Source organism: Chelatococcus asaccharovorans (assembly GCF_003201475.1).
Classification (GTDB): domain Bacteria; phylum Pseudomonadota; class Alphaproteobacteria; order Rhizobiales; family Beijerinckiaceae; genus Chelatococcus; species Chelatococcus asaccharovorans.
Genome location: NZ_QJJK01000008.1, coordinates 339,147 through 360,507 on the forward strand (window position 1 = coordinate 339,147; position 21,361 = coordinate 360,507).

Annotated in this window: 16 protein-coding genes; 9 read left to right on the forward strand and 7 right to left on the reverse strand. The window is 65.9% G+C overall.

Features of this window, described 5'->3' with window-relative positions:
• The first annotated feature begins 1 nt into the window (after position 1).
• The 6 genes from lspA (at position 2) to mutL (ending at position 7,853) form a co-directional block, all read left to right on the forward strand.
• A complete protein-coding gene (gene lspA / locus C7450_RS20455) occupies positions 2–487 on the forward strand; it encodes a signal peptidase II (RefSeq protein WP_425351250.1) in 486 nt (161 codons plus the stop codon).
• 270 nt (positions 488–757) lie between these two features.
• Positions 758–1,444: a hypothetical protein gene (locus tag C7450_RS20460; RefSeq protein ID WP_110376284.1), complete on the forward strand. Its 687-nt coding sequence runs from the start codon at positions 758–760 to the stop codon at positions 1,442–1,444.
• A 210-nt stretch (positions 1,445–1,654) separates the two neighbouring features.
• Complete coding sequence (locus C7450_RS20465) at positions 1,655–2,980, forward strand: M16 family metallopeptidase (RefSeq protein ID WP_110376285.1); 1,326 nt, start codon at positions 1,655–1,657, stop codon at positions 2,978–2,980.
• Positions 2,981–3,058: 78 nt separating this feature from the next.
• Entirely contained in the window at positions 3,059–4,330 is a 1,272-nt protein-coding gene (locus C7450_RS20470) for a M16 family metallopeptidase (RefSeq protein WP_245449986.1), read from the forward strand.
• A gap of 85 nt (positions 4,331–4,415) precedes the next feature.
• Complete coding sequence (locus C7450_RS20475; protein WP_110376287.1) at positions 4,416–5,738, forward strand: glucose-6-phosphate isomerase; 1,323 nt, start codon at positions 4,416–4,418, stop codon at positions 5,736–5,738.
• 249 nt (positions 5,739–5,987) lie between these two features.
• Positions 5,988–7,853 carry a DNA mismatch repair endonuclease MutL gene (mutL, locus tag C7450_RS20480; RefSeq protein WP_110376288.1) on the forward strand — a complete coding sequence of 622 codons (1,866 nt, stop codon included), beginning with the start codon at positions 5,988–5,990 and terminating at the stop codon, positions 7,851–7,853.
• 35 nt (positions 7,854–7,888) lie between these two features.
• Here mutL and rsmD read toward each other — a convergent pair whose 3' ends face one another.
• The gene (gene rsmD, locus C7450_RS20485) at positions 7,889–8,443 is read right to left on the reverse strand and encodes a 16S rRNA (guanine(966)-N(2))-methyltransferase RsmD (protein WP_110376289.1); all 555 of its coding nucleotides are present in this window, start codon (positions 8,441–8,443) and stop codon (positions 7,889–7,891) included.
• Positions 8,444–8,638: 195 nt separating this feature from the next.
• Between rsmD and C7450_RS20490 the strand changes: the two genes are divergently transcribed.
• Complete coding sequence (locus C7450_RS20490) at positions 8,639–9,337, forward strand: OmpW/AlkL family protein (protein WP_110376290.1); 699 nt, start codon at positions 8,639–8,641, stop codon at positions 9,335–9,337.
• Between the two features lie 117 nt (positions 9,338–9,454).
• On the opposite strand, the gene C7450_RS20495 is transcribed toward C7450_RS20490, so the two are convergent.
• On the reverse strand, positions 9,455–11,569 hold the full coding sequence (locus tag C7450_RS20495) for a pseudouridine synthase (protein ID WP_110376291.1): 2,115 nt from the start codon (positions 11,567–11,569) through the stop codon (positions 9,455–9,457).
• A gap of 256 nt (positions 11,570–11,825) precedes the next feature.
• Between C7450_RS20495 and C7450_RS20500 the strand changes: the two genes are divergently transcribed.
• The gene (locus C7450_RS20500; RefSeq protein ID WP_110376292.1) at positions 11,826–12,278 is read left to right on the forward strand and encodes a nucleoside deaminase; all 453 of its coding nucleotides are present in this window, start codon (positions 11,826–11,828) and stop codon (positions 12,276–12,278) included.
• A gap of 275 nt (positions 12,279–12,553) precedes the next feature.
• On the opposite strand, the gene aceB is transcribed toward C7450_RS20500, so the two are convergent.
• On the reverse strand, positions 12,554–14,152 hold the full coding sequence (gene aceB / locus C7450_RS20505; RefSeq protein ID WP_110376293.1) for a malate synthase A: 1,599 nt from the start codon (positions 14,150–14,152) through the stop codon (positions 12,554–12,556).
• A 254-nt stretch (positions 14,153–14,406) separates the two neighbouring features.
• Here aceB and C7450_RS20510 point away from each other — a divergent pair, with 254 nt between their 5' ends.
• The gene (locus tag C7450_RS20510) at positions 14,407–16,152 is read left to right on the forward strand and encodes a methyl-accepting chemotaxis protein (protein WP_110376294.1); all 1,746 of its coding nucleotides are present in this window, start codon (positions 14,407–14,409) and stop codon (positions 16,150–16,152) included.
• Between the two features lie 489 nt (positions 16,153–16,641).
• On the opposite strand, the gene C7450_RS20515 is transcribed toward C7450_RS20510, so the two are convergent.
• The 4 genes from C7450_RS20515 to C7450_RS20530 all read right to left on the reverse strand — a co-directional run bounded on the left by C7450_RS20515 (position 16,642) and on the right by C7450_RS20530 (position 21,305).
• A complete protein-coding gene (locus tag C7450_RS20515; RefSeq protein ID WP_110376295.1) occupies positions 16,642–16,986 on the reverse strand; it encodes a hypothetical protein in 345 nt (114 codons plus the stop codon).
• A gap of 275 nt (positions 16,987–17,261) precedes the next feature.
• Positions 17,262–18,596, reverse strand: coding sequence for a glycolate oxidase subunit GlcF (gene glcF, locus C7450_RS20520; RefSeq protein WP_110376296.1), 1,335 nt, complete (start codon positions 18,594–18,596; stop codon positions 17,262–17,264).
• Positions 18,597–18,636: 40 nt separating this feature from the next.
• Positions 18,637–19,818, reverse strand: coding sequence for a glycolate oxidase subunit GlcE (gene glcE / locus C7450_RS20525; protein WP_110376297.1), 1,182 nt, complete (start codon positions 19,816–19,818; stop codon positions 18,637–18,639).
• Positions 19,818–21,305, reverse strand: a complete 1,488-nt coding sequence (locus C7450_RS20530; RefSeq protein ID WP_110376298.1) for an FAD-linked oxidase C-terminal domain-containing protein — start codon at positions 21,303–21,305, stop codon at positions 19,818–19,820. Before C7450_RS20530 ends, glcE begins: the two co-directional genes overlap by 1 nt.
• Between the last annotated feature and the right edge of the window lie 56 nt (positions 21,306–21,361).

Sequence of the window (21,361 nt, forward strand, 5' to 3'; positions counted from 1 at the left end):
CCTGTCGCCGGCCCGCCTGGGCGCAGTCCTTTCCATCCTGACCTTCGTCGTCGATCAGGCGACGAAGCTCTGGCTTTATTACGTGGTCGATATCGGTGCCCGCCCGCCGATCGCGGTGACGCCCTTCTTCGACCTGATGCTGGTGTGGAACAGGGGCGTCTCCTACGGCCTGTTCCAGCAGGAGGGTCCGGTCGGCCCGTGGGTGCTCGTGATCCTGTCACTGGCGGCGGCCGTCGGCCTCGGCATCTGGCTGTCGCGCGTGAACTCCCGGCTGATGGCGGTGGCCATCGGCCTCATCATCGGCGGGGCGCTTGGCAACGCGGTCGACCGCGCGGCCTATGGGGCGGTGCTCGATTTCGCGCATCTCCATGCCTTCGGATACAGCTGGTATGTGTTCAACATCGCCGATGCGGCCATCGTCGCCGGCGTCATCGGCATCCTTTATGATGCACTGTTCCTCGAACACCGGCGCGCGAAGAGCTCGTGATTTGCCGGCAGCGGCCTTAGCGCCGGAACCGGACTTCGGGCTGGACACCGGCTGTTGATGGCCGCATCCTCATGCGGGCTTCTCGATCAGGAGTTCCGCTGATATGAAGGGGGCAGCGAGCTGCCTGTCGCCGTCCCGACGGGCTTTTTCCAGGGAGATGTGGCCCGATCACGGTGTTTGTTGCGATTTGACGAGGCGGCGCCTCACTCTTGCCGCATCATGTCAACAACACTGATCAAGCGCTGCCGACATGAGAGTAGGACTGACATCATGAAGCGTCTCGACGTAAGGACCTGGGGACTGCCAGTCGCCACCCTGATGCTCGGTCTCGTGGCCGGCACGGCGCCTGCTGCGGCACAGGACACATCGGGCGTCTTTATGAAGGACATGCTGGGCAAGCTCGGCATCATCGATGACGACACCCCCCCGATCGAATATCGCGAACGCGCGCCGCTGGTGATCCCGCCGGGCGCCGGCAACCTGCCGCCACCGCGTTCAGCCGCTGCCGCCAAGTCGCGGGACGGCAACTGGCCGAATGATCCCGATGCTGCGCGGGAGCGCGCCGCCCAGCGCGAGGCCCGCCAGCCGGTACCCGTCCGCAATGACAGCTATGACGGTCGCGCCCTTGGCGTGGACCAGATCCGGGCTGGGCGCCGCGCCGGTTCGAGCGGCTACGCCCAGGGCGAGCGCGCCAGAAGCTGCATGGGCGACAACTGTCGCGAAGAGCTCCTGGTCAATCCCGACGTGCTCCGTAACAACGGGCACCCGATGGAGCAGAAATCCAACCTCGCCTATGGCAAGGAGCCGGGCCGCGGCTCGCTCTCCGAGCCCCCGAAGGGCTACCGCATGCCTTCGCCGAATGCGCCGCTTGGCGATGGCAAAGGCACTCCGATCCAGCGCGAATCACCGGGCGATATCGAGCGTGAGTTCATTCGCCAGCAGGCGGGCAGCCGCTAACCGTGCGGGTTGAAAGTCGCGGGTCGCACCCGCGCTTGATTGAAATTGCCGTGAGCGAAGCTTAGCTTTCGACAACGCTCCTTCCTCCAGGGGGAGCGTTGTTTCGCGTAGGATCGTGGCTACCGGGCGACCGCACGATCCTGTGTTGTATCCTCATTCGCGGTCGCGCTACGGTAGCGCGGTTCACGCCCCGATCCTGAAGAGCTGCTGATGCCCTCCACACCGCTCGCCGGCCTTAATCCCGCTCATTCGCCTTCGGCTACGGGTGGCGGTCCGCAGGTGTCGTCCTTCACCCTTCCCAATGGGCTTCAAATCGTTGTCATTCCCGACCGGCGCGTGCCGGTGGCGACCCACATGGTCTGGTATCGCAACGGTTCTGCCGATGATCCGCCGCTGAAATCCGGGATCGCCCATTTTCTTGAGCATCTGATGTTCAAAGGCACGGCGACCCATCCCGCCGGCGAGTTCTCGCAGGTGGTGGCGAGCCTCGGCGGGCAGGAGAATGCCTTCACGTCCTACGATTACACCGCCTATTTTCAGCGTGTGGCGAAGGAGCATCTCGGCACGATGATGCGCTTCGAGGCTGACCGCATGAACGGCCTCGCCTTCGACGAGGATGTCGTCGGCCCGGAGCGCGACGTGGTGCTGGAGGAACGGCGCATGCGCGTCGAGACCGATCCCGGCGCCCAGCTCGCCGAGGCGCTGTCGGCCTCGCTGTTCGTGCACCATCCCTACGGCACGCCGATCATCGGCTGGATGCACGAGATCGAAGGGCTCACGCGCGATGACGCGCTCGCCTATTACAAGCGCTTCTACACGCCTGAGAATGCCATCCTCGTGGTGGCCGGCGATGTCGAGGCCGATGAAGTGCGCGCACTGGCCGAGGAGACCTACGGCCGGGTGCCGGCCCGTGGCGCGCCTCCCGAACGGCGCCGCCCGCGCGAGCCCGTTCTCAATGCCTCGCGGCGTGTCACCGTGACCGACGAGAAGGTCGAGCAGCCCTATCTGCAGCAGAGCTTTCTCGTGCCCTCGTCGCGCACGCAGGCAGGGCACGAAAGCTACGCGCTCGAGCTTCTGGCGGAAATTCTCGGCGGCGGCCAGACTTCCGTGCTCTATCGCAGCCTGGTGCTCGAGCAGGAAATCGCCGTCTCGGCCGGTGGCTATTATTACGGCTCGCTGCTCGATGCCGGCCAGTTCATCATCCACGCTGCGCCACGCCCCGGCGTGACGCTGGAAGCGCTGGAGGCCGCGATCAATGCGGCCGTGGCGGCCTTCCTCGAACGCGGCGTATCGAACGAGGAACTGGAGCGGGCCAAGACCCGCTTCGTTGCCGAAATGGTCTATGCCCAGGACAGCCAGGCGCATTTGGCACGGCTTTACGGCTCGTCGCTCGCCATCGGCGAGAGTGTCGAGGACGTGAAGCTATGGACGCAGCGCATCGAGGCGGTGACCGCCGACGAAATTCGCGAGGTCGGCGAGCGCTTTGTCCGTAAGGGACATGCCGTCACCGGCTATCTTGAGCCACGCAGCGCCTGACACCATCCACAATCGAGATGCATGCCAGAATCAAGATGCGTGCCAGAACCAAGATGTTTGCCAGAATCGAGATGCATGATGACCGTTCGTGAATCCTCCGCCGCCTCGCGCGCCGTGCAACGGGTCGTCTCACCGGGCGGCATCGAGGCATGGCTCGTCGAGGAACATGCCATTCCGCTCATCGCCATGGAGGTCGCCTTTCTCGGGGGCGCGGCGCAGGATGCGGACGGCAAGGCCGGTACCGCCGCCCTGATGGCCGGCCTGCTCGACGAGGGCGCCGGCGACTTGACCGGCGACCAGTTCCAGGAAAGGCTCGCCGACCGCGCCATCGAACTCCATTTCAACGCCGATCGCGACAGTTGGCATGGCGCACTGAAGACCCTGACGCGCCACGCCGACGAAGCCTTCGACCTGTTCCGGCTCGCCCTCACCCGGCCGCGTTTCGACCCGGATGCGGTGGAGCGGGTGCGCGAGCAGATCCTGGCGGGCCTGCGCCACGAAGCCAAGGATCCTGACAGCCTCGCGAACCGCGCCTTCTTCACCGAGGCTTGCGCCGGGCACCCCTATGCCCATCCGGTGCGCGGGACGATCGAGAGCCTTGGGGCCGTCAGCCGTGACGATGTCACGGCGCTGCACCGGCGCGGCTTTTCGCGCGGCAATCTCTATGTCGCCGTGGTCGGCGCAATCGATGCCGCTACGCTCGGCAAGCGCCTCGACCAGCTCTTCAGCGACCTGCCGGCAGAGGCCGGGCTCGCGCCGGTCAGCCCGCTCACCCTCGGCAATCTCGGCAAACACGCCATCGTCGATCTCGATGTGCCGCAATCGGTGGTGCGTTTCGGCCTGCCCGGACTGGCGCGGCAGGATCCGGACTACATGGCCGGTTACATCGCCAACCACATTCTCGGCGGCGGCACCTTCACCTCGCGCCTGTTCCAGGAGGTGCGCGAGAAGCGCGGCCTGGCCTATAGCGTCTGGACCTCGCTCCACCCGCTGCGCCAGTGCCCCCTCTTCATGGGCGGCACGGCCACCAAGAACGAACGCGCGGGCGAAGCGCTCGATGTCATCAAGGGTGAGATCGCGCGTCTCGTGAAGGACGGCGCGAGCGAGGAGGAATTCGCCAAGGCGAAACAGTTCCTCATCGGCTCCTATGCCCTGCATTTCGACACGTCCACCAAGATCGCCCGCCAGCTCGTGCATATCGCGATCGACGGCCTCGGCATCGATTATATCGACCGCCGCAACGCGCTGGTGGGAGCGGTCTCGATGGAGGATCTCCGCCGCGCCGCGCAGCGTCTGTTCGGCGGCGGCGATCCACTGGTCGTGGTCGCAGGCCGTCCCATCGGATTGTAACAAGCCGTCGTTATCAGACAGGTGGAACATCCCCTTCCCTGGGGCCGTTCCCATCCATAGCCTCATTGGCCGACAGGAGTGACGCATGAGTTTCACCCAGTCCATCGATCTTGCCCTGGCCTCACAGGTCGGCGGACACGGTCTGCCGGCAACAGCCATCGAGGCCGCCCTGTCGGCGGTCGGCACGGCGGTCGAGCGCCTGCGCGAGGATCAAGACAAGGGCACCCTCCCCTTGCTGCGCCTGCCGGCCACCACCGATGATCTCGAGAGCATCCGCGCCACGGGCCGCAGGCTGCGGGACGGCGCTACCGATATCGTCATTCTCGGCGTCGGCGGATCGAGCCTCGGCGCGCAGGCGCTGGCGCAGCTCGCAGACTATCTGGTGCCCGGCCTCGGCCGCCTCGGCGACGGACCGCGCATCCATTTCTTCGACAATCTCGACCCGCTGACCTATGCGGCCGTGCTCGAACGCCTGCCGCTCGGCACCACCCGTTTCTTCGCGGTGTCGAAATCCGGCGGCACCGGCGAGACGCTGATGCAGGTGATCGCCGTCCTCACCGCGCTCGACCGGGCCGGCCTCAGGGACCGCGCCAAGGACATCATCTTCGGCCTGTCCGAGCCGCAGAAGGATGGCAAGCGCAACGCCCTGCGCGATCTGCTCGCCCCGGAAGGCGTCAGCTTCCTCGCGCATGATCCGAATGTCGGCGGGCGCTATTCCGTCCTCAGCAATGTCGGCCTGGTGCCGGCCGCGGCGCTCGACATCGATGTGGCCGCAATCCGTGCCGGTGCGGCCAAGGCGCTGGCGCCCTTCGGCGACGACACCGAACTCAAGGACAACCCCGCTGCCGTAGGCGCCGCGCTCAATGTGGCGGCGACCCTCGAGGGCAAGGGTATCGCCGTCGTCATGGCCTATGCCGATAGGCTTGAGCGCTTCATGAAATGGTGGGTGCAGCTCTGGGCCGAGAGCCTCGGCAAGGACGGCAAGGGCACCCAGCCCGTGGGCGCGCTCGGCCCGGTGGATCAGCACAGCCAGCAGCAGCTCTATCTCGCCGGCCCGAAGGACAAGCTGTTCACGGTGATCACCACGGACGTCGCCGGCAAGGGCTCGGTGATGGACGAGGCCCTGTCGAAGCGCGCGGGCGAGCCGGGCTTTGCGCACAAGCACATCGGCGATTTCGTGGCCGCCCAGGGCCTCGCCATGATCGACACCTTCGCCAAGAACGGCTGCCCGGTGCGGCGCATCCATGTGCCGAAGCTCGACGAAACGGCGATGGGTCAGCTTCTGATGCATTTCATGCTGGAGACGATCCTCACCGGCTATGCGCTCGGCCTCGATCCGTTCGACCAGCCGGCGGTCGAGGAAGCCAAGATCCTGGCGAAAAAATACCTGACCGAAGGCAAGGGCTGAGGCCTCCCACCTCTCCCCGGCCAGGTTGGCTGTGGCCAACTTCGCATTCGTAAAGAGCCCAACACGGCAACGGCCGTGTTGGGTGGAGTGGGAATGCCAGCGATCGGCCCTTGCGCTATGGCCGGCGAAGCCGGACGGTAAGGGAATCCAGAAGTTCAGCGCGACAGGTTGTGGATTCCCTTCCCGGCGCTACGCGCCGCCGGGAATGACACGGAAGCTGCAGAGCGAATCGTCTAAACTGCGTTGGTGATGCGTCCGCTTCCCCTTGACGAACAGCCGGCCGGGCTTGTCCGGCGCCTGGAACCCGTGCTCATCGACCAGATCGCCGCGGGCGAAGTGGTCGAGCGGCCGGCCTCGGCCGTCAAGGAGCTCGTGGAGAATGCCCTCGATGCCGGCGCGACCGCGATCGAGGTCGTCATCGAGGGGGGCGGTCGCCGCCTCATCCGCGTCACGGACAATGGCATGGGCATGTCAGCGGAGGATCTGGCGCTCGCCGTCGAGCGGCACGCCACCTCCAAATTGCCGACCTCCGACCTGTTCTCCATCCATTCGCTCGGCTTCCGCGGCGAGGCCCTGCCGTCGATCGGGGCCATCGCGCGCCTCACGATCACCACACGCCGACGCGATGCGGCGAACGGCTGGCAGATCGTCGTCGACGGCGGACAGAAAGGCGAGGTCCGGCCGACGGCCGCCAATCCCGGCACGCGGATCGAGGTCACCGACCTTTTTTCCGCCACCCCCGCCCGGCTCAAGTTCCTCAAGACCGACCGCGCCGAGGCGCAAGCCGTGGTCGAGGCCGTCAAGCGGCTCGCCATGGCGCATCCCCACGTGCGCTTCACGGTGGCGGGCGAGCATCTCACCACGGTCGATCTGCCGGCGGAAGGCGAGGATGACGAGGCGCTGCTGCGGCGTCTCAGCCGGCTGCTCGGGCCGGAGTTCCACGCTAACGCCATCCCGATCGATGCAACCCGCGAGGGCGTGACGCTCGGCGGTTACGCCGTCCTGCCGACCTTCCACCGCGGCACCGCCGCCCACATCCACGCCATCGTCAACGGCCGGCCGGTGCGGGACAAGCTGATTTTCGGCGCGGTGCGGGCCGGCTACAGGGATGTGCTGCCCGCCGACAGGCATCCCGCCATTGGCCTCGTCGTCACCTGCGATCCCCGGCTGGTGGACGTGAACGTGCACCCCGCCAAGACGGAGGTGCGCTTCCGCGACCCCGGCCTCGTGCGCGGGCTGATCGTCGGCGCCCTGCGCGAAGCGCTCGCAAGGGCCGGTCATCGCGCAACCTCGACCGGCGGAGACCGGACGCTCGCGGCCTTGCGCCCCGCCGCCCTGCCGCCGGGTGCCGCTGCACGACAGCTTGCGCAGGTGCCGCAACGCGCCACGTTCTCACGTGATTTCACCCCGCGCCCGAGCTTGACGGGATGGCAGGCGCCGCTCACAGGCTTCGGCGAGCCGACGAATCTGGCGCCGCCACCCTTGTCGGCGGACGCCAGCGCCGATGCTGCGCCTCCCCTCGAGGCGGATCTCGACCAGCCGCTCGGCGCCGCACGCGCCCAGATCCACGAGAACTACATCATCGCGCAAACGCGCGAGGGCCTCGTGATCGTCGACCAGCATGCCGCCCACGAGCGCCTTGTCTATGAGCGGATGAAACACGAACGGGCCGCCAGCGGCATTGCGCGCCAGCTTCTGCTGATCCCGGAGGTTGTCGAGCTCGATTCAGGCGCGGTCGAGCGGCTTGATGCGCAGGCCGAGACGCTGGCTTCGCTCGGCCTCGTCCTGGAGGGCTTCGGGCCGGATGCGGTGGCCGTGCGCGAGGTGCCGGCGGCGCTCGCCGGTGGCGACATCCGCCGCCTCGTGATGGATGTCGCCGATGCCCTCACCGAATGGGGCGACGCGCGCGCCCTGGAGGAACGGCTGGACCACGTGCTGGCCACGATGGCCTGCCATGGCTCCGTGCGCTCCGGCCGACGCCTGAAGCCCGAGGAGATGAATGCGCTGCTGCGCGAGATGGAGGTGACGCCGTTGTCCGGCCAGTGCAACCACGGCCGGCCGACCTATGTCGCGCTCAAGCTCACCGATATCGAGCGCCTGTTCGGCCGGCGCTGACTGTGCTGAGCCGAGCCGCTACAGACGGATCGGCCTCAGGCGAAGCGCGCGAACATCACCTGCGATTCGCCATAGTCCCGCCGATCGAGCAGCTCGAAGCCGTCCGGCAGGGCGAAACCTGCGCCAGCCGCCTCCTCCACGACGACCAGCGCTTCCGGCGCGATCCAGCCCCCCGCGGCGGCCGAGGTCAACGCGCGTTCGGCCAGTCCCTTGCCGTAGGGAGGATCGCAGAAGACGAGCGTCGAAGGTTCGAGCGGCTTGACGGCGCCGAGCCGGGTCGCATCGCGGCGCAGGATCTTGGTGGTACCGGCGACGCCGAGCGATTCGACATTGGCGCGCATCAGGCCGCGCGCCTCGGTGCCGTCGTCGACCAGGATGGCGAGGCTCGCGCCGCGTGACAGCGCCTCCAGCCCCATCGCGCCGGTGCCGGCGAAGAGATCCAGCACGCGCGCGCCAGCAACGGCGTCATCATAGGCGTGGGCAAGGACGTTGAAGATCGATTCGCGCAACCGGTCCGAAGTCGGGCGGATGGCATGCGATTTCGGGGCAGCCAGGCTGCGTCCCTTGTACTGACCGCCCACGATCCGCATCACGCGCCTCCCCCGGCCGCGCCGGCGGCAGTTCCACCTGTGGCCCGAAAGCGACATCGCCTCGCCGTCGCGATCGCCGTCGCGCGCGCTTGATCCCTGTCAAATGTCCACACGACCACGGCTGCGACAGTCGACTGCGCGTCTCCAAGGGCTGGTCCCGATGGGCATGACGTGCCGAAATCGAACGAGGGTATTATGTTACGCTGCTCTATCACCGCCGCCATCGCATTGGGCCTTCTCGCCACCGCAACCACAGCGCATGCCGCAGACCTGCCATCGGCGAGGACAGCGCCGGCTACGCCTGCCTTCGTTGCGGAACCGAGCCCGTGGATGATACGCTTGCGCGGACTGGCTGTGATACCGCAGGGCAATGCCTCGCTCAAGCTGAACGGCGCGCCTCTGTCCGGTGAGAAGGTCGATGTCTCCAACTCCGTCGTGCCCGAGCTGGACATCACCTACTTCTTCACCAAGAACTTCGCTGTCGAACTCATCCTCGGAACGACGCCGCACACCGTCAAGGCGGCCGGTTCCATCGCGAGCCTCGGCACCATCGGCAAAGCCTGGCTGCTGCCGCCGACTCTGACGGCGCAGTACCATTTCGACCTGACTGAAACGATCAAGCCGTATGTCGGTGCCGGCATCAACTACACGATCTTCTACGGCCAGAAGTCGCGCGGAGTGTTCAGCGGCTTCGACATCGAGAACCAGTTCGGCCTCGCGCTGCAGGCCGGCGTCGACATCATGATCGACCAGCACTGGGGTATCAACTTCGACGTCAAGAAGCTGTTCCTCGAGCCGAAGGTGAAGGCCAATATTCCCGGCACCGGCGTGGTCACCGGCAAGGTCAAGCTCGATCCGTGGCTGATCGGCACCGGCGTGACCTACCGCTTCTGAGCAGCCGACGCCCGCGACAGCGGGCACGATCCTGCCGGCCGATCAATGCCGGCAGGCCGGCTCTTCCGCCTCCCAAGCCGCCGCCTCCTAAGCAGCGTCCTAAGCCGCGTCCGGCGTTCAGGGGCGGCGGGGCTTGCCACCGCCCGGCCGGCCGCCGAACTTTCCACCGCCGGAGGGCTTGCCGCCGGAAGGTTTGCCGCCAGAAGGTTTGCCGCCAAAGGACTTGCTTCCGAAGGATTTGCCCCCGAAGGATTTGCCAGCCGGCTTGCCTCCAAAAGACTTTGCCCCGGGAGACTTTACCCCGAGAGACTTTGCCCCGGGAGACTTTACCCCGGGAGACTTGCCGCCGTCGCCGTCGCGGGCCCTGTCGCCGAAGGACTTTGCTCCGAAAGGCCTGTCTCCGAACGATCTGCCGCCTGCGGGCTTATCGCCGAAGCGCTTGCCCCCGGCGGGTTTGTCCCCGAAGGATCTGGTCTTGTCCGCGAAGGATCTTGCCTCGGCGTCATCCCGGCGGAACGGCCTGGGGCCGCGCCTTGCAGGCTTTGCCTCCGCAGGCTCCGAGACGATCCGCTCCACGAGCACGCGCCGCCCCTTCGGATCACTCACCGGGCTCGCCCGGCGATGCTCCCTGGCCGCGCTTTCCTGGCGAGCCGCTTGCGGATCGGCGCCACGCCGCGGCAGGCGCTTGCCCTGCGGGCGCGCAGCTTCAGTCTCCTCGTCGCGCCAGATGCTGCGCGAGGGCCGGCCAACATCGTCGCGGCCGCGCCCCTTGCCGCCGACCCGTTCCTCGAAGGCGTCACCGCCACGCTCGGGACGCTTCTCGGCATGATCCTCGCGTTCAGCGCCTGTGGCCCGGCCGCGGGCGGCCGCGGACACGACCACCCCTTGAAAGTCGACGCCCGCCTCGGCGGCGAGCGTCGGCCCCAACTGGTCGCGCAGCACCGCGGTGCGGAGTTCCTCGACCGCCCCCTCGCCGAGATCGCCGAGCTGGAACGGGCCGAAGGACACGCGGATGAGGCGGTTCACGCGCAGCCCGAGATGCTCCAGCACGCGCTTGACCTCGCGGTTCTTGCCCTCGCGCAAGCCGAGCATCAGCCAGACATTGTCACCCTGGGCACGCTCGAGCTTTGCCTCGATCGGCCCGTAATGCATGCCGTCGACGGTCACGCCCTCGGCCAGCGTATCGAGCTTGGCCTGGTCGATCTCGCCATAGGCGCGCACGCGGTAGCGCCTGAGCCAGCCGGTGGTCGGATGGGCCAGAACCTTGGCGAGACCGCCATCATTGGTGAGGAGCAGAAGGCCTTCGGTGTTGATGTCGAGGCGCCCCACGGTCACCACACGCGGCATGTCCGGCGGCAGGGCCTCGAACACCGTCGGGCGGCCCTCCGGGTCCTTGGCCGTGGTGACGAGCCCCCGCGGCTTGTGGAAGAACCACAGGCGCGTGCGATCCCGCGACGGCATCGGCACGCCGTCGACGAGAATGACGTCCTCCGGCCCGACCAGCGTTGCCGGCGTGGTCAGCACTTCGCCGTTAACAGCGACGCGGCCCTCCTCGATCATCACCTCCGCGTCGCGTCGCGAGGCGACGCCCGCGCGGGCCATGACCTTGGCAATGCGCTCGCGCCCGTCGGCCTGGGCCTCGTCAATCGCGTTTGCTACCGCCGGGCCCGGTGCGGGCTTGCGCGTCTTGAAATCTGGCCGGTTGGCCCCACCACGGGGCCGCTCGCCGAAACGCGGCTTGTCACCGAAGCGGGGCTTCTCGCCAAAGCGGGGCTTATCGCCAAAGCGGGGCTTATCGCCGAAGCGGGGCTTGTCGCCGAAGCGTGCGTCACCCGCGCTGCGCGGACCACGCGCCGGACGGCGATCGTCACCGGCAGGACGCTCACGGCGCGCTTCGCCGGAGAATGCGTCACGCGGCGCCGAGCGACCCGCGAAGGGCCTGTCCCCGCCGGGCTTGTCGCCAGAACGCGGCTTGTTCCCGAAACGGGGCTTGTCACCAAAGCCGGGTTTCGCCCCGAAGGAGCGGCCTTCCCCGCGCCCCTTGCCTGCATCCTTGTCCTTGAAGCGGCCCGTACGCGGCCGCTCGCCACGCGCCTGCCCTTCGCGATCGTCCCGGGAGGACGAAGCGCGCTGAGGCCGCTTGAAATTGCTGTTATCGCGGGGACCGGCGCCGCGCGGCGCGTCCCGGCGGCCACGCCCCTTCGGGCGTTCGTCTTCCGGCTTGTCGTTCATGGCGCGGTGATAGCAGAGTGTCCCCCGGGAAGCGAGAGTCCCATGCTGCGGTGCAGTGGTGTCTCGCATAAATATTTCGACACCTTCATCGATCCCTGTATAGGCACCGCAATGGCGAGACGGCCTGACGCTTCGATGACAGAACCGCGATGACCGCGGCTGTGATGATCGCCAAGCCTGGTTGACCGCAAAGCCCGGGCGGCCGCGAAGCTCGGACGACGACAACATTTGCAACGACTGCCTTTTGGATGACGAGATGCCCCCATCGAAGCCTGATCCCCTCTCCCTCGCCTTCGACGCGGCGCGCGCCGCCGGAGAGCGGGGCGAGGTGCCGATCGGCGCCGTGGTGATGCGCGGCGATGAGGTGCTCGCGGTCGCCGGCAATCGCACGCGGGAGCTGAAAGACCCGACAGCCCATGCCGAGATCCTCGCCATCCGCGCCGCTTGCACGGCGCTGGACGACGAGCGCCTCACCGGCTGTGATCTCTATGTGACGCTGGAGCCCTGCCCCATGTGCGCGGCGGCGATTTCCTTCGCGCGGATACGCCGGCTCTATTTCGCCGCCAGCGACCCCAAGGGCGGCGGTGTGGAGAGCGGGCCGCGGCTTTATCACCAGCCCACCTGCCATCACGCCCCCGAAGTGTATGGTGGCTTGCGGGCCAGCGAGGCGGGAGAGATGCTGACGGGCTTCTTCAAACAGAAGCGGTAGGGGCGAAGGGCGGGCGAGGGTGAGATCAACCGATCGGACAGGCGCGTTCGTGGGCGGCTCTGGATCCCCTTCCCGTCGCTACGCGACGCCAGGGATGACACACTGCATCGGTGCCGGAGACTCATTGTCATCCCCGGCGGACTGCGTAGCAGTCCGGGAAGGGGATCCATGAACACGACGCGGATTTTTGGCATCGGCCGTGTTCACGGCTCCCGGGCGCCACGCCGCGCGCGGCCCCCGATGACACCAGGACAGGCAATCCCGCCTGGCCGATCTCAAGCAATCAGCTTATAGGCCGGCAGCGTCAGGAACTCCTCGAAGTCCTTGGCGAGCGACATGTCGGCGAACAGCTTGATGGCCTCCGGGAACCGCCCCTTGTCATAGACGTCGGGACCAAGGGTCTTGCGCAAGGCCGCCATTTCGTCGTCGAGGGCGGCCTTGAACAGTTCCGGCGTCACCGCGCGCCCGTCGTCGAGCTTGGCGCCGTGGAAGAGCCACTGCCAGATCTGCGCGCGGCTGATCTCGGCGGTCGCCGCGTCTTCCATGAGGTTGTAGAGCGGCACCGCGCCACGGCCGCGCAACCACGCCTCGATGTACTGCACGCCGACACGGATGTTCTCGCGCAGGCCCGCCTCGGTGCGCACGCCTTCGTGCACCTCGAGCATGTTATCACGCGTGATGGTGACGTCCTCACGCAGCTTGTCGAGCTGGTTCGGCCCGGGCATCAGGCGATCGAACACCTCCATCGCCACCGGCACGAGGTCCGGATGCGCCACCCATGTGCCGTCGTGACCGTTGCCGGCCTCGCGCTCCTTGTCGGCGCGCACCTTGGCGAAGGCGGCCTCGTTGGCGGCCGGATTGTTCTTCACCGGGATCTGCGCCGCCATGCCGCCCATGGCGAAGGCGCCGCGGCGGTGGCAGGTCTTGATCAGGAGCAGCGAATAGGCGCTCAGGAAGGCCTTGCCCATCACCATCGCGCTGCGATCCGGCGTGAGGAAGTGGGGGTTCTTGCCCAGACGCTTGATGAAGGAAAAGATGTAGTCCCAGCGGCCGCAGTTGAGGCCGGCCATATGGTCGCGCAGCTCGTAGATGATCTCGTCCATCTCGAAGGCCGCCGGCAGCGTCTCGATCAGCACCGTCGCCTTGAACGTGCCCTTGGTGACGCCCAGCACCTCTTCCGCATGGGTGAAGACATCGTTCCATAGCCGCGCCTCCATATGGCTCTCCATCTTCGGGAGATAGAAAGCCGGTGTCGCGCCCTGCGCAATGATGTCTTTGGCATTGTGGAAGACATAGAGGCCGAAATCGAACAGCGAGCCGGATATCGGCGCGCCGTCGACCGTCACATGCTCCTCCAGGAGATGCCAGCCGCGCGGACGGACGATCAGCGTCGCCGGCTTGTCCGTGAGCTTGTACGCCTTGCCGGAGGTCGAATCGGTGAAATCGATGCGGCCCTGCCAGCGGTCCCGCAGATTGACCTGGCCCTCGACCATATTGGCCCAGGTCGGCGAGGATGCATCCTCGAAATCCGCCATGAACATCTTCGCCCCGCAGTTGAGCGCGTTGATGATCATCTTGCGATCGACAGGACCGGTGATCTCGACCCGGCGATCGAGGAGGTCGCGCGGGATGGGCGCGACCTTCCAGTCACCCTCGCGGATGTGCCTGGTCTCGGGCAGGAAGTCGGGCGTCTGCCCGGCATCAAAGGACTTCTGCCGTTCCGCGCGCAGCGCGAGGAGGCGGCGACGCGTTGCATCAAAGCGGCGATGCAGATCGGCCAGGAAACCCAAGGCGGCTGGAGTGAGTATCTCATCGCGGCCTGTGACCGCAGCACCGGTAACGACGACACCGGCAGGCGCTTCATGATTGGACATGCGCATTCTCCCTTGACTGCCGGGGAGTGTCGGCCAATCCGCTTATGAAAAAAAGATACGGAACGAACCATCATTTATGCAAATATGGAAAAAATCCGACGCAATGCCTCCGCCTGGGAGGCCTGCCCAAGGCGATGGCGCGTGTTAAGATAAACACCTTGGCTCGGCCCCCTTTAACCGTTTACTAGGTATGCATAAGTAAAAGTGTGCAAGCGGGCCTTCGTTTGAAGGAATGCTGTTTTTGGTGGGGATGCGTGTCGATCGTCAGCCTGTTTCGACCTCGCCGCCAGGATGCGGATATAAACGTTCCTGTGCCCGCCGCGCAGGAGGCGGCGCAAGCGCCCGCGCCGTCGGCCGGCATCGACGCGATGCTGCGTCAGCTCGAAGACGACACGCTGCTTACGATGCGCATCATCGGCTATTCGGCCGAGCAGGTGCAATCCAAGGTCGATGAAAGTGTAACCCTGGTCGACCAGATCCGCGATGCGAGCTCTGCGCTGTCATCGCTGTCTGCGACCGCCCATGACCTGACAACGGGCCTGGTGCGCACGACTGAAAAGCTTGACCAGGCCAGCCAGTCCATCGAGCGCGATATCGCCGGTACAGACGACTTCATCCGGGAAGCCCATGCCCTGGCGAGCGATGTGACCAGCCGGATGGAGCGGCTGGGCTCGGCCGTGGAGCGTATCGCCAGTGTCGTCGCGGTCATCGGCACAGTGGCGCGCCAGACAAACCTGCTCGCCCTCAATGCGAGCATCGAAGCGGCGCGCGCGGGCCCTGCCGGCCGTGGATTTGCCGTCGTCGCCACCGAGGTGAAGCTGCTCGCCAATGAGGTCCAGGACGCAACCGGTGACATCTCCGCGCAAATCGAGATGTTGCAGACCTTTGCGAGCGAAAGCCACGAAGCCGTCGATCGCATCGCGACACTCATTCGGCGTATCGACCCGGTGCTCGGCTCGGTACGCGACGCCGTCTCGGCGCAGATTGCCGGCACCCGGGATGTCGCCGACCGGGCCACCCAAAGCCTGTCCTTCGTGGGGTCGGTATCCGGCAGCGCCAAGGCCATGCAGGAAATGACCGAGGCGGCACGCGCCGCCAGCCGCAGCGCCGGCAGCGCCACCGGCAATATGGAGCGCTCGCTGCACTGGCTCACCCAGCGCTCCATGGCCGCCTTGCGCGATACCGTCGTCGGCAACCGCCGCCGCTACGAGCGTGTCCCCATTCTCCTGGAGGCTGTCCTCTCCCTCGATGAGATCTCGGTCCCGCTGCAGATCATCGACCTGTCGAAAGGCGGCTGCCTCTTGGCGGCGGACGTCACGTTATTCGCGGTCGGCATGACCGGGCGGCTCGAGGCCGAGAAGATCGGCACGGTCAATGTCACCATCGTCGCGCTGAGCGACGACGGCGTGCATGTGCGCTTCGAGAACCTTCGCCCCGAGACCTCAAAGCGGATCGAGGCGGCCATCGCGGAGGTTCACCACGTCAACCAGCCCATTATCAAGATCATCCAGGGCGTCGCGAAGGAGATCAGCGACGCCTTCGAGGACGGCGTCAATTCTGGAGAAATCGGGCTCACCGATCTGATCACCTTCGATTATCAGCGTATTCCGGGCACCGATCCCATCCAGTACGAGACCAAGGCGACCCCGTTCTACGAAGAAGTCCTGCCGCCCATCTACGACCGCTGGAAGGACAAATGCCCATCCAGCCTCTTCATGCTGGCCTGCGACCGCAATTCATACATCCCGGTCCACCATCCGCAGTATTCGCTGCCCCAGCGGCCAGGGCAACATCAGTGGAATGACCTTAATTCGCGCAACAAGCGCATCATGGAACGGTCGAAGATGCTGGTGGCCGTGCGCAACCGCAATCCCTATGCAGCAACACTGTTCCAACGACACATGAGCGATGGGCGGATCGTGCCAACCATACTGATGGCCGCGCCGATTTTCGTGCGCGGGCAGCTTTGGGGCAACGTGTACTTGGCTAAAGAACTCTAAAGCTTTGCCGGTGGCCCCGGGCGCACGGGGAGCGCTCTAAACCTTTGTTTTCACGCTTCGTCATCACGCGACCCGGTGGCCGCTTCGGTCAATGCACGAGCACCGAAGCGCGACAGAGTGTCAATCCGCTGGTTAAACTGTGGCGACCCATTGCGGCCGCATGGCGATCGACAGCCCTCTGAATAGGCCCGCGGCTCAGTCAGGAACGACCCTCGCGGCGAGGGACCTCAAGCCCGCCCTCTTCAGGGCAGCCAGTCCCAGACGCGCCCGCCATCACACAGCTCACGAATTCCGCCCGTGCGGGCCAGCTCTGCTCGGGGCGGCGTCGATAAAAAAATGACGCGAACGGAAGAACACGAGGTTGCTCCGTCCGCGTCACAACAGTCAACATAGTCATTTATTTGCGCCCGCACGCAGGCACTTCACTCAAATCAGTTCTGCGCAGGCGCCTCTCATACCCCCCGGTCGATGGCGCGCGGCAAACTGCGATCAGTGCTCAGCCGGAGCCGCGCACATGACCAGGCTGACCGTCTTGTAGCCAGCGCGCGTCTCGATACGACCCCACGTGTCGATGCCTTCAGCGCCGAAGATTCCGTCTTCTTCCGGCGGGATGAAGTTGTTCTGCGCGTCAGCGATGTGGAGGTGGAAGCCTTCCGGCACTTCAAAACCATTGATGGCGCGCGCCGTTGCTTCGGGATCCCGCGCGAAGGCGTCGAGCAGAGACGGATCATCGTAAACCGCCTTCGCGACACCGCGCATCTTGGCGTAGTCGACATTCGCGAGCTGCCCAGCATTGGCAGCGACAAATTCTTTCAGGGTGTTGGTGGTGGTCATAGCCCGCCTCTTGAGAATATGGTTAATAAATAATTAACGCTCTATTTTTGTCGAAATGACAAGGCCTTCTGAAAAGGTTTTCTGAACGACCGGCTTTGGCAAGGTGGAAAATGGCCTTCGCAAACGCAAAAAAACAGCCAATCACGTAATCGTGATTACTGCCAAGCTTGCAAAATTGTGGCGCGATTCGACGCGACGTGATGCATCACCCGTCGATCAGCTCGACAGGGTAATTCCGTATGATTCCGACGTTTTTTTCGCTGGGGAGGACGCGATCAGGCGACGGCGCGGTGCGCGAGCGCAGCAGGTATCGGGCCACCATCGGCCCAATCAAGAAGCTCGACGGTATGCAGTAAAATCATATCAGAGTTGCGTTCCGCGAAACCCTTACGAAGCTGCTCGAGGCAGCCGATGTTGCCCGTCGCGACGATGGTCGCTCCTGTGCGGGCGATATTGGCCGTCTTGCGGCTGCGCAGCTGCCCTGAGAGTTCGGGCTGCAGAAGATTGTAGGTTCCCGCCGACCCACAGCAGATGTGCCCTTCCGGCACGTCCTTGACCGTAAACCCGGCCCGCTTCAGCAAGGTCTTGGGCGCGTCTTTGATCTGCTGGCCGTGTTGCATCGAGCAGGCCGAGTGATAGGCCACGACATAGCCTTCACCTGCACTGGCCCGACCGAGACCGAGGGTCGAGAGATATTCGGTGATGTCCTTCGCGAGGCCTGCAACGCGCGCTGCCTTGTCCTTGTAGGCCGCATCCTCGCGAAACATGAAGCCGTAGTCCTTGATCGTCGTGCCACAGCCGGAGGCCGTGATGACGATGGCATCGAGCCCCTGCCCGTCGATCTCGCGGGTCCAGGCGTCGATGTTGCGCTTGGCGAAGGCATGGCTCGCTTCATCGCGCCCCATGTGATGCACAAGCGCCCCGCAACAGCCCTCGCCGGCTGCGAGGACCACCTCGATACCGTTACGCGTCAGCAAGCGGATCGTTGCCGCGTTGATATCCGGGTTGAGCACCGGCTGGGCGCAGCCCGTCAGCAGGGCGACCCGCCCGCGGCGCGGCCCGACGGCCGGTATGGTGCGCGCTCCGGTATCCGCCGGACGCGGCGGCAGTTGGCTGGGGGCGAGCGCGAGCATCGCCGCGAGGCGCGTTCCGACCTGCGGCAGCCTGCCCAGAATGCCGGCGAAGGGCTTGCCCAGGCGCGCCGCCGCCAAGGCCAGCCGGAAACGGCCGGGATAAGGCAGAACCTGCGCGAGCACGCTGCGGAGCAGCCGGTCGTGCCACGGACGCTGGTAGGTCTCCTCGATATGCGCGCGGGCATGGTCGACGAGATGCATGTAGTTCACGCCCGAGGGGCAGGTCGTCATGCAGGAGAGGCAGGACAGGCAACGGTCGATGTGGGTGACCACTTCCGGCGTCGCCGGCTTGCCCGATTCAAGCATATCCTTGACGAGATAGATGCGCCCGCGCGGACTGTCGAGTTCATCACCCAGAAGAAGATAGGTGGGGCAGGTTGCCGTGCAGAAACCGCAATGCACACAGGTCCGCAAAATCGATTCCGACTCCCGCATCTGCGGATCGATCAACTGCTCGGGCCTGAAATTCGTCTGCATCGCAGTCTCTGTTATGGCTGAATATAGACTGAAAGATCTGTCACACGCCGTCGTACATGCGACCGGGTTCGAAGATCCCCTCGGGATCGAAGGCCTGCTTGATGTCCTGGCTCAGGCGCATCAACGGCGCGGCGATGGGGTGGAAGACCACGACAGTGGCGCGGATCGCGGCTGGCGCGCGAAGCAAGGTCGCATGGTCGCCGGGCGTGGTGACCACCGCGCGGATGGCGGCTGCGCCGGCGTCACCCTCGGCCGGCACGCTGACCCAGATGAGCCCGCCCCCCCAATCGTAGATCAACCGGCAATCCAGAGAGCGGGACAGGGCAGCCGCGATGCCAGCCCCACGGGACGGCGCCGTCGAGATGCGCCAGACGGCATCCCCGCTGCGCATGAAGGGGGCGACGTCGCGCACATCCCGCCAGAGCGCCGCGCCGGCGACATCGTCCAGGACCTCCCCGCCCCCGAAGGGTTTGAGCAGCGCCTGCAGTGACTTCAAGCGATAGTCGACCGAGAAGGCGAAGCCCTCGGTGCGCAAGAGGGTGCGCGCGTTCCGGCCATCGACGGCGGGCAGATGCGCCGCGCCGCTGACCTCGAAGGGCGAGCCGAGCGCAGCCGACAGGGCGGCAATGGCGCGTTCGTCGTCCAGACCATGCAGCACCAGCGTCGCGCGGCGCTCTGGCTGCGGCAACACCTTGAAGGTGACCTCGGTCAGGAAGGCCAGCGTCCCCCAGCTGCCGGCGAGCAGCTTGACGAGATCAAGGCCGGTGACGTTCTTCATGACGCGGCCGCCGGATTTCACAATCTCGCCGCGCCCATTGATGGCGCGCACCCCGATCAGGCTGTCGCGGCAGGCGCCCGCCATGATGCGCCGGGGACCGGACAGATTGGCGGCAGACAGCCCGCCGACGGTCGGCTCTCCCTCGGTGCCGAGCAGCGGCCGGAGATCCGGCGGTTCGAAGGAAAGTTCCTGGCCATTGGCGGCAAGCGTCCGCTCGACTTCGGCGAGGGACGTACCGGCGCGTGCCGCGATCACCAGTTCGGCCGGCTCGTAAAGCGTAATGCCCGTGAGGCCCTTCGACGACAGGGTGGCCGCGTGGGTCACAGGGCGGCCGGCAGCGGCCTTCGTGCCGCCGCCGGTCACGCCGAGAGGCGTGCGTTGACCTGACGCCGCGGCGATAACGGCCGCCGCCTCCTGCTCGTTGGCGGGACGATGGGTCACCATCACGCGGCAACCGTCTTGCGGGTCGATTGCGCGCCCGTCTCCGGCCAGCCCGCGGCCGGCTTGCGATCATCCAGGGGGAAGACCTTGGCCGGGTTCAAGAGCCAGGCCGGGTCGAACACCGCGCGCACGCGCATCTGCTGGGCGAGATCGACGGGATTGTATTGTTCGGTCATCAGGTCACGCTTCTCGATACCCACGCCATGCTCGCCGGTGAGGCATCCCCCCACCTCGACACACAGCTTGAGAATTTCGGCACCGGCCTGCTCGGCCTTCTCCAGTTCGCCCGGCTTGTTGATGTCGTAGAGGACAAGGGGATGCAGGTTGCCGTCGCCCGCGTGGAAGATATTGGCGACCTTGAGGCCGTGGCTGTCGCAGATTTCGGTGATGCGGCGCAACACGAGGGGCAGTTGCCCCGTGGGGATCGTGCCATCCATACAGAGATAATCGGCGATGCGCCCCATGGCGCCAAAGGCGGACTTGCGCCCCTTCCAGATCGCCGCGCTTTCGGCCTCGGATTGCGAGACCTTGACGGTCATCGGCGAAAAGCGGTCGGCAATTGCGCAGATACGCGCCAGGGCCTCGTCGATCTCCTCGTCCGAACCTTCCACCTCGACGATCAGCATCGCCTCGACATCGAGCGGATAGCCGGCATGGGCGAAGGCCTCGCAGATGGTGATCGCGGGCTTGTCCATGAATTCCAGCGCCACGGGAATGATGCCGGCGCCGATCAATGCCTTGACGCATTCGCCAGCCAGCTCGTTCGACGCAAAGCCGAACAGCACGGGCCGGGCGCCCTCCGCCTGACGGAGAATGCGCACGGTCGCTTCCGTGAACACGCCGAGCTGCCCCTCCGACCCGGTGATGAGGCCAAGCAGGTCATAGCCCGCGCTGTCGAGCGCGTCGCCACCGATCTCAACCACGGTTCCATCCAGGAGGACCATGGTGACGCCGATGAGATTATTGGTGGTGACACCGTACTTCAGGCAATGGGCGCCGCCCGAATTCATGGCGATATTGCCGGCAATCGTGCAGGCGAGCTGGCTCGAGGGATCCGGCGCGTAGAAGAAGCCCTCCGGCGACACCGCCTGGCTGATGGCAAGATTGGTGATTCCCGCCTGCACACGCGCCGTGCGATCCGCATAATTGATCGCGAGGACTTGATTGAGCTTGGAGGTGCCGAGCACGATGGCATCCTCCTGGGGAATGGCGCCGCCCGCCAGCGAGGTACCGGCGCCACGCGGAACCACCTTCACGCCTTCACGCTTGCAGAACGCCAGCACCGCCGCGACCTCTGCCGTCGACGTCGGCAACACAACCGCCAGCGGCATGCGGCGATAGGCCGTGAGCGCGTCCGTCTCGAAAGCGCGCCGCTCATCCTCGCTGGTGATCAGGCACTGCGCGGGCACCAGAGCGGCGAGCCCTTGAATGATGGCATCGCGACGCGCCAGAATGGCGGAATCCGGCACGGGAAATGCGATTGACGTCATGGAACCCTCCCCCGACCCGAATCTTGCACGTGATCTCAAACCCTTGCGAGAGATCT